This window comes from Streptomyces muensis, assembly GCF_021474425.1.
Lineage (GTDB): Bacteria > Actinomycetota > Actinomycetes > Streptomycetales > Streptomycetaceae > Streptomyces > Streptomyces muensis.
On the sequence record NZ_JAKEIP010000015.1, the window covers coordinates 1 to 969 of the forward strand.

General features: G+C 72.3%; 1 protein-coding gene. It reads right to left on the reverse strand.

Annotated elements, in window-relative coordinates; translation table 11 throughout:
- Positions 1-147: 147 nt before the first annotated feature.
- A complete protein-coding gene (locus tag L0P92_RS06725; RefSeq protein ID WP_234761593.1) occupies positions 148-936 on the reverse strand; it encodes a S1 family peptidase in 789 nt (262 codons plus the stop codon).
- Positions 937-969 lie beyond the last annotated feature (33 nt).

Here is a 969-nt window from a genome sequence, read left to right on the forward strand (position 1 = left end):
GCCCGGGGGGGGCGGGCGTCCCCCCCGCCCCCCCCCCACCCCTCGCTACGCGCCAACACCCCCGGGGCCGGGGGCTCTGGGTGGGGGGGGGGGGGGGGCCCGGGGGGGCCCCCCCCCAACGCCCCCTGGTCTCTCACTCGTTCCCGGTCAGGACTCGACCTGTTCGGTCACCTCGTCCGAGAACGTGGTCAGCCGGGTGTAGATGCCCGGGTAACCGGCCTGGGCGCAGCCCTCGCCCCAGGAAGTGATCCCTGCCAGGACGCCCCCGATGATCAGGGGACCGCCGCTGTCGCCCTGGCAGGTGTCGACGCCGCCGGAGGTGTATCCGGCGCAGACCATGTCGGACGAGATGAAGTCCGAACCGTAGGAGCTCGCGCAGCTGGAGTTGGAGACCGTCGGCACGGTCGCCGTGCGCAGCTGGTTGGAGGAGCTGCCGCCCGAGGAGGTGGTGCCCCAGCCGATGATGCGGGCGGTGGTGCCGGCCGCGTACACACCGGTGTCCGAGGAGTCGACGTACGACGCCGGGGTGTACGGCATCGACGTGGACAGGGTCAGCACGGCCACGTCGTTGCCCTCGGTGACGTCCGTGTAGTCCGGGTGGACCCAGATGTCGCTGACCCGGGCGACGGTGCCGTTCGTGCCGTTGAGGTAGGTGCGGCCGCCGACGACACGGACGCTGCCGGTGGTCTCGCCGGCCATGCAGTGGGCCGCGGTGACGACCTTGGTGGCCGAGACCAGCGTGCCACCGCAGAACTGGCTCTGCGAGGCGTCCGTGATCTGCATCATGAACGGGTACGCGGTCGTCGTGGTCGTGGTGCCGCCCACGATGCGGGAGGATGCGGCCTCGGCGGTGGGGGCGCTGAGCAGTGCGGTCGCGGCGGCGGCAGCGGTCGCCGCGACGACGGCGGTCTTTCTGGCACGGGCGAGCCCGAACATGAGACTCCTCAGGGGGAATTGCCGGTGGGGGGT

Coding starts and splice junctions, on each gene's coding strand:
- L0P92_RS06725 (WP_234761593.1), bottom strand. CDS start 936: ATGTTCGGGCTCGCCCGTGCCAGAAAGACCGCCGTCGTCGCGGCGACC.